The organism is Sphingobium sp. (assembly GCF_003248505.1).
Lineage (GTDB): Bacteria > Pseudomonadota > Alphaproteobacteria > Sphingomonadales > Sphingomonadaceae > Sphingobium.
Genome location: NZ_QFOA01000111.1, coordinates 1 through 7,483, shown reverse-complemented (window position 1 = coordinate 7,483; position 7,483 = coordinate 1). Strand labels below are relative to the sequence as shown.

Below are 7,483 nucleotides of genomic sequence, written 5' to 3'. Positions count from 1 at the left end.
GCCTTATCTTGACAGTCTGCACCGACTCTACCGACCTTGGCTACGTCGATGCGCATGCTGAGGGAAGGCGCTTTCCAGGCCGGTCGCAGCGCTCCCAAATAGCTGGCGGAGGCCGGCCTGGAGAGTGCCGGCGGCTCTAGCACCTCCCGTAGACGCGGGCTCCCGGGTGGGGGTCTGGGGGAGGGTTGGACAAACGATGCATATTCTTGACACTTCATCAAAGGTCACGCTCGAAGAGCGGCGGGCCGCCGATGGCCTCGATGCCTATGTGCCGCGTATTTTATGCGACGGTGAACTGTATGACGCCGACGTTGACCGTTTCTTTCTCGACCTGCCGCTCAACGGAGTTCGCTCCCGGCACTCTCTTCGCGCTTACGGCTACGACATCATGGTGTGGTTGCGCTTCCTCACGGAAGTCTGCGACAAGACCGTCTGGGAAGCTGCCCGCGCTGATGTCGAAGCCTTCCACCGCATTCGTAGAAGAGGCGAACCGGGAATCCGGATCTCGGCGGCGTCGTGGAACAGATCAATCGCAGCAATCGACAAGCTGTATGAGTGGGGAGTGCGCGAGGGACTTCTCCCTTCGAGCCCTTTTTCGCATCGCGAGATCTGGCGACGCAATCGGACGCGTGGTCAAGGCAAGTTAATCACGCGCAATGATGCATTCGAAGGACGTGCCAATCAAAACACCATCCGTTTTGTCACGCTTGAGGATTTTCGACAGTTCCGGGACGTCGGGCTACGCGGCCTTTCTGCAAACGGAGCGGAGCGCCCGGGCGCACGCGACAGGAACGGACTTCGCAACGCGTTGTTTGCGGAGATGCTGGTGGTAACCGGCTTGAGGCTGGAAGAGGCCTCATTTCTTCTGGTGTTCGAGCTCGACGCTTTGCCTGCGGCGAATGCGTCTCGTCGTCAGACATGGCTCAATTTGCCGGCAGGTCTCACCAAGGGCGAGCGCGGACGGGCAATCCTTATCCCCGACGGTCTGCTTCAGCGGCTCCAGACTTACATTCGTGTTGAGCGCACCCACGCAGTCACAAAGTTCAAGGCCCGCGAAGGTTGGAACCTCGTAGAACGTCCAATTCTGGTGCGTCGACCGACCGCGTGCTCAGGGAATCTTTTACTCGTCGACGGGCGAACTGTCCCGCTGGAAGTCTTCTCGCCGGACGAACGGGAGCGTTTGGTCATCTGTAATGCGGATAGCACGCCAATCGAACCAGCGGTTTTGTGGGTGACAGAGGTCGGCCAGCCGGTGCGCCCAAATTCCTGGGAAGTCGCATTCGCACGGGCGTGCCATCGCTGCCAGGCGAACGGACTGCCGATCGACATCAGTCCACATCAACTCCGGCATACCTTCGCAGTCCATATGCTCGCAATGCTGATTCAGCGCCAGCTCGATGGCGGTTCCCTGGCGAGTTCGGCCGGACCGGCGGAAGGCTATCGCAGGATCCTCGGAGATCCCCTGCAACAGGTGCAGCGGCTTCTGGGTCATGCAAGTCTCGAGACCACCTCAATTTATCTGGATCATATCGCCACCCGCGCAGATACAGTCGACACCGCCGTCGCCGAACTGCTTGCACTGCTACCAGGCGGGGACCGGCTATGAGCCAGCATCCTCGAAAAGGCCGAGCCGTCTCTTTCAATCGCGAGTTGGCCATATCCCCGTGCGATGAGCCGGAGACAGTGACCGGTTTACGATTTATCATCGACACACAGGATGGCAGCAAAGTCCTGATCGACTACGCTCATCTTGCCCCGCGATGGCTTGCGATTGCTTTCGCACGAGCGCTACGACGACTTGCTGGTCTGGGTGGTCGCCTGTCCGTCAAATCAACTGTTACGGACTACGTGCGTATCTTGCCGATGTTCTTGACGTACCTGGTCGAGACAAAAAATGAACCTGATGCCGCTGACCGCCTGAGGGCAGATCATATCGATGGCTTTGAAGCTTGGTTAGCGGAAAAGGGCAAGTCGAACATTCATCTGCTGTTTATTTTGACGAAGATCATTGTGGCGCTGCGAGAAGTGGCATCCGAAGGGACTGTTGCATTTGATGAGCAGCTTCGCGATCGGCTGGCCTACGTGACGCTGAGGCCGATACCGCCATCGCATCCACGCGATGCATACAGCCCTTACATTGCACGGCAGCTTCGCGATGCTGCCCGTGCGGATATCATGGCGATCGTTCAACGCCTTCGCGATCCTAAGCCAATGAACTCGTACAGCGGACTGCTGGCTATGGAGAAAGAGATCCATTCGCACATCGGGGCCAAGGGTATCGTCCGTCACACAGATCCCAAATATCACGTTCTCAACGATGCCCGAAGGGTTCATGGCCTCTCTTCGGAAAGGCTCTGCCATCAACTTCACGAACGGCACTATTTGACGTCTCACGACATCATCCCGCTCCTGGTGTTTCTGGCGCTCGAGACCGGACTGGAACCCGAGTGCTGCAAGAGCTTGAGGGTCGATTGCCTTCGGAATCCTGCAAACGGCACGGTCGAGATTGCTTATGTCAAACGGCGGGCTCGTGGCGCCGAGCATAAGACACTTCGTGTGCGCGACGGCGGTCCGCGAACGCCGGGAGGACTTATCCGCCAAATAATCGCCTGGACCGCCGCCGCACGCAAACATCGGCCGACCGACTGCCTTTGGCTTTACTACGGGTTCGGCGCGCTAAAGTCGGGGGTCAATCATCCCCAGCACCGCATCGATGCATGGACGGTACAGCATAACATTCGTGATGATGACGGTCGGCCATTCCATCTAACGCTTTCGCGACTTCGCAAGACGCACAAGGCTCTCTGGTATCTAAAGACCGAGGGACACATGACGCGTTTTTCCGTTGGTCATACCAAGGAGGTGGCTGCTCGGCACTATGCTGATATTCCCTCACTCCGCCCCTTGCACGAGGCGACGATCGCTGATGCATTTACCGAGGCATTCACATCAGCTTTGTCGTCGACCGTTTTGACGCCAGAGGAGGAAGAGACCTGGCGGAACGACCCGGGTACCGCTTTGGAGGCCGCTCCAGTGGGATGCGATCCGATCTCACTCCTGGATGGAAGGCAGGATATCTGGCTGGCAAGCTGCGGTGGGTTCTTCTCAAGCCCCTATGCCGATCCCGGTTCGCCTTGTTCACAACCCTTCTGGGGTTGTCTTGAGTGTCCGAACGCTGTCATCACCGCCCGCAAGCTCCCCGCCATACTCTCGTTTCTCGCTTTCCTTGAAGACCAGCGCCTGTCGCTTTCCGCCGGTCATTGGGCGGCGAAGTTCGCAACCGCGCACGCTCGCATCACCATGCAGATCCTGCCAGCGTTCGGGGCGGCGACCGTCGAGGAGGCACGTCGTGTGCTCGCCAGCGAACCGGTGTCCAACTACATGCCGCCGGAGGCGTTACAGTGAAAGCCATCGCCAACCTTCCCATCGTCACTACGGATTTCGACGGCCGCCCAGTGCTGGCCACCGCAGCTTTGCGCCCCGGTTTCGAGCGGTCGGCCCTGTCGCGCTATGGCGACGACAGATGGGACTTGAACCCTGCGGTTTTTCGCGAGAACGCCCGTAGCTCCGACGCTACTGTGGATTTCAGTGTTATCGACGACCCGAAGATCGCCGCGGCTCTTCGAGATTACCTGTATGTCCGACTGAACACTGATCTGCCGGGATACAAGATGCGAGCGACGCCAGTGAATGTCCGGCGCCTTTTCCGTTGCGCGCGCAGCTTCTTCGATTTCATCAAGGCGGCTCATGGTGTCTTCGACCTCCGCAGCGTCAACCAGGCCCTGCTTGACGATTTCGCCAGGTTTCTTCGTCGTGGTCGGCGGCCGATCATCGTCATGCAATTATTAGGCATTGTGTTCGACCTGTATGTCTTCCGCAAACACCTGACCGTGGCGAAGCTCACCTTTGAGCCATGGGATGGTCGCAAGCCCGCAGAGGTCGCCGGATATAGATTTAGGGCGGAGGAGAACCGTACACCGCGGATCCCGGAAGCGATCATCAAACCGTTGCTCGCATGGTCGCTCAAATATGTGACTGTATTCGCGCCCGACATCATCGCCGCGCGCAATGAACTGCTGGCACTCCAACAGCACCACGAGGCGCTCAGTGCTGAAGATGCGATCACGCATCGCAACGAACGACGAGCGCAGCGACAAGCTCGCTTGTATGCATATCTCGATGAACGCCGTCGGCAGGGTCGCGGCATTCCAGCCTGGCCTGTCAGGATCGGCGGGCCAGCATCATTTTCGGGGTTAGAACCGCCTCTGAACTGGCAATTGATCTATCTCCATATCGGCGCCGACGCCAATCTTCAACGATCTGCCGGCGGTCAACCCAATGACGAGATGAGGCGCACCGTCGAAGCTGTTATCGCCGAACTGGGGACCGAGATCGGCGGAATGGATACGCAGATTTCAGTCGATCCTGATACCGGCCGGCCCTGGCGGTCTCGTTTTGATGCGCGGTCGTTGGCGATAGAAGAGCGGATGCTGCAAGCCGCCTGCTATGTCGTCTGCGCCTACCTGACAGGCATGCGCGACAGTGAAGTGCAGGCGATGCGTCCCGGCTGCCTGTCGGTCACTCGCAGCGAGGACGGGCTGATCAACAGGCACCGCGTGAAGTCGGTCGCTTACAAGGGCAAGGAAGTGCGGGGCGAAGAGGCGGAATGGATCACCATCGCACCCGTGGCGACGGCGATTTCAGTCCTCGAACAGCTCAACCTCCGCTCTGTGCAGCAGCGAGGCACCCTGACGCTTTGGCCAGTCCTGTCTCTCGCACACGCTCGCAAGCAGGCGCTCGCAACAGACGTCGTCACCCGACTGAATCAGTTTCGCGATTATCTGAACGATCGATTTGGAACCGAGGCCGAGCCGATCATACCGCCAGGCCCCGATGGACGTCCGTGGCAACTGACGACGCGCCAGTTCCGTCGAACAATTGCCTGGCACATAGCCAACAGGCCCTTTGGGACGGTCGCAGGAATGGTCCAATACAAGCACGTCTCCGTTGCGACCTTCGAAGGCTATGCGGGCTCCAGCCGATCAGGATTTCTGACAGAGGTCGAGACTGAACGGCGCCTCGGGCAGATGGACGATATCCTCACCTATTTCGACGAGAGGCAATTGGGCTCCGGGCTTTCCGGCCCTGCTGCGGTACGGATCGCCAAGTCGCTTGACGGCGCGGCGTCCGAGTTGCACCCGCTTTCCGGCATGATTGCTGACCGTGGTCGCCTCCGCGTGATGTTGGCCGACACGGCGCGCACCCTCCATGTCGGCGTGTTGGCCGATTGCTTTTTTGATCCTGCTAACGCCGTCTGTCTTCGCCATGCCGCCGGCAACCAGTCTGCTCCGATGATCTCGCTGTGCGAGCCGTCGAGATGCCCCAACGCCTGTATAACGGCACGCCACCGCCCCGCATGGGCAGGGGCGGCGGAGAATGCCAGGGGCGTGCTGAAGGAGAAGAGATTGTCCGAACTTCAGCGCCTGGCCGTCGAGCAAGATCTCCAAAGGATCGAGAAGGTTCTTTCCGATATCGACGTCACAAGACGATAGCTCTTTATGGAATACGGTCGCGTCCCCTGGTCGGGTCCGCGGGTTCTCTTCTTTCTGCCGTCCTACTTTACGGCTGCTCACCCCGCCTCAAGGACGAGCGTGGCCCCCCGATTTTGCCTCCGCTCCGTTTCCCTGCGCTCCGACAAAACCGGCACCCCACTCGCCGCCGCTGGCGGTCGCTTCGCGCTCCTTGACCCGGGCTTCGTGCGCACGTCGCCCGTTGACGTCATCAAAAAGGAGACGATCAACATGACCACTCTCGATCAAATCAACGAACTGCGCGCGGAGCTTCGGAGCTGCTATTTCACCAAGACCGAACGCGCTATGGCGGAGGCCGAGCTTGCCGCCCTCGTCGCTCAGGCCCAAGCTGAGGATGAGCAGTTTGCAAGCGACATCGCACTCTATCTCACTGACCTCGAATGAGGGCGGCGATATTTCTTTCTTATGATGTCGCACGCCGGAGCGACAGCAGCATCTCCATAAGAAGATGTCGAAGGGGCGAGGAATATGCGCCTATACCCGCCGGCTTCCTCGTCGCTTTTTTGCTCAGCCTTGGACCACTTGCAATTTGAGCTTGATCTCACGCCTATTTGCCGCAATATTGCCACCATCAACGGACCCGCCCTGCGGGTGGCTTCTCCGGGCGCCTATCCCCCGGCAACCAGCTAACTCCTGCACATATCTTTCTCGATATCGCTGCCATGAGTATTCCGATTGGATCTCCCCAATGACCAAGACGGCCTGATCACGCCATAAAACCGACGTCGGTCACCACACGGCGCTTGCCGTGCCCTACACGCTCACGATCCGTGCGCGCGACGCCACTCACCTATTCACAATTGACCCGCCGCGCGGACGGACTCCCAAGCGTCGCCGGCATGGAGAACAAAAACTTGAATCGCGATTTCATAGGAACCCTCAAAACCGAATGGTTCGGCAACATCCGGGCGGATGTGCTGGCCGGGCTTGTCGTGGCTCTGGCGCTTATCCCCGAAGCCATCGCTTTTTCGATCATAGCTGGCGTCGATCCGAAGATCGGCCTCTACGCCTCCTTCTCGATCGCCGTCCTCATCGCCTTCGTCGGCGGCCGTCCCGGTATGATTTCGGCCGCCACTGCCGCCACCGCAGTCCTCATGGTCACGCTGGTGCGCGACCATGGCCTCCAGTATCTCTTGGCGGCCACCGTCCTGGCAGGTCTTATCCAGATCGTCGCCGGCATCTTCCGCCTCGGTTATCTGATGCGCTTCGTCTCAAAGTCGGTGATGACCGGCTTCGTCAACGCGCTTGCCATCCTGATCTTCATGGCACAGTTGCCGGAGCTGACGAATGTTCCGATGCTCACTTACATCCTGGTCGCGGCCGGCCTCGGGATCATCTACCTGTTCCCATACGTGACGAAGGCCGTGCCTTCGCCGCTGGTCTGCATCGTGGTCCTGACCGCGCTGTCGATCGGTTTCGGCTTCGACATCCGCACCGTCGGCGACATGGGTGAGTTGCCTTCGACCCTGCCGATATTCCTCATTCCGCAGATCCCGTTCAATCTCGAAACGCTAATGATCATCCTGCCTTATTCCGTGGCGGTGGCCGCGGTTGGGCTTTTGGAATCTCTGATGACGGCGCAGATCGTCGATGATCTGACAGACACGCCGAGCGACAAGAACCGCGAATGCGTCGGCCAGGGCGTTGCCAATACCGTGACCGGCTTCATCGGCGGTATGGCGGGTTGCGCGATGATCGGCCAGTCGATCATCAACGTGAAGTCGGGCGGCCGGGGACGGCTCTCGACCTTCTGCGCCGGCGTCTTCCTGCTGTTCATGATCCTGGTGCTCGGTGATCTCGTCAGCCAGATCCCGATGGCAGCGCTGGTGGCGATCATGATCATGGTGTCGATCGGTACCTTCTCCTGGTCCTCGATCAAGAACCTGAAGGAT

5 protein-coding genes and 1 other annotated feature are annotated in these 7,483 nt (G+C 59.3%); all 5 genes read left to right on the top strand.

Annotated elements, in window-relative coordinates; genetic code table 11:
- The first annotated feature begins 196 nt into the window (after nucleotides 1-196).
- Complete coding sequence (locus DI606_RS18795; RefSeq protein WP_225246949.1) at nucleotides 197-1,606, top strand: site-specific integrase; 1,410 nt, start codon at nucleotides 197-199, stop codon at nucleotides 1,604-1,606.
- Nucleotides 1,603-3,405: a hypothetical protein gene (locus tag DI606_RS18790; RefSeq protein WP_225246948.1), complete on the top strand. Its 1,803-nt coding sequence runs from the start codon at nucleotides 1,603-1,605 to the stop codon at nucleotides 3,403-3,405. Before DI606_RS18795 ends, DI606_RS18790 begins: the two co-directional genes overlap by 4 nt.
- Nucleotides 3,402-5,552, top strand: a complete 2,151-nt coding sequence (locus DI606_RS18785; protein WP_225246947.1) for an integrase — start codon at nucleotides 3,402-3,404, stop codon at nucleotides 5,550-5,552. Before DI606_RS18790 ends, DI606_RS18785 begins: the two co-directional genes overlap by 4 nt.
- Before the next feature lie 249 nt (nucleotides 5,553-5,801).
- A complete protein-coding gene (locus DI606_RS18780; protein WP_225246946.1) occupies nucleotides 5,802-5,975 on the top strand; it encodes a hypothetical protein in 174 nt (57 codons plus the stop codon).
- Between the two features lie 189 nt (nucleotides 5,976-6,164).
- Nucleotides 6,165-6,216 (top strand) — a sequence feature (sul1 is cis-regulatory element that is thought to sense ions involved in sulfur or methionine metabolism; They are found in Alphaproteobacteria).
- Between the two features lie 214 nt (nucleotides 6,217-6,430).
- The coding region (locus DI606_RS18775; RefSeq protein ID WP_293985391.1) for a SulP family inorganic anion transporter at nucleotides 6,431-7,483 on the top strand (1,053 nt) is incomplete at its 3' end.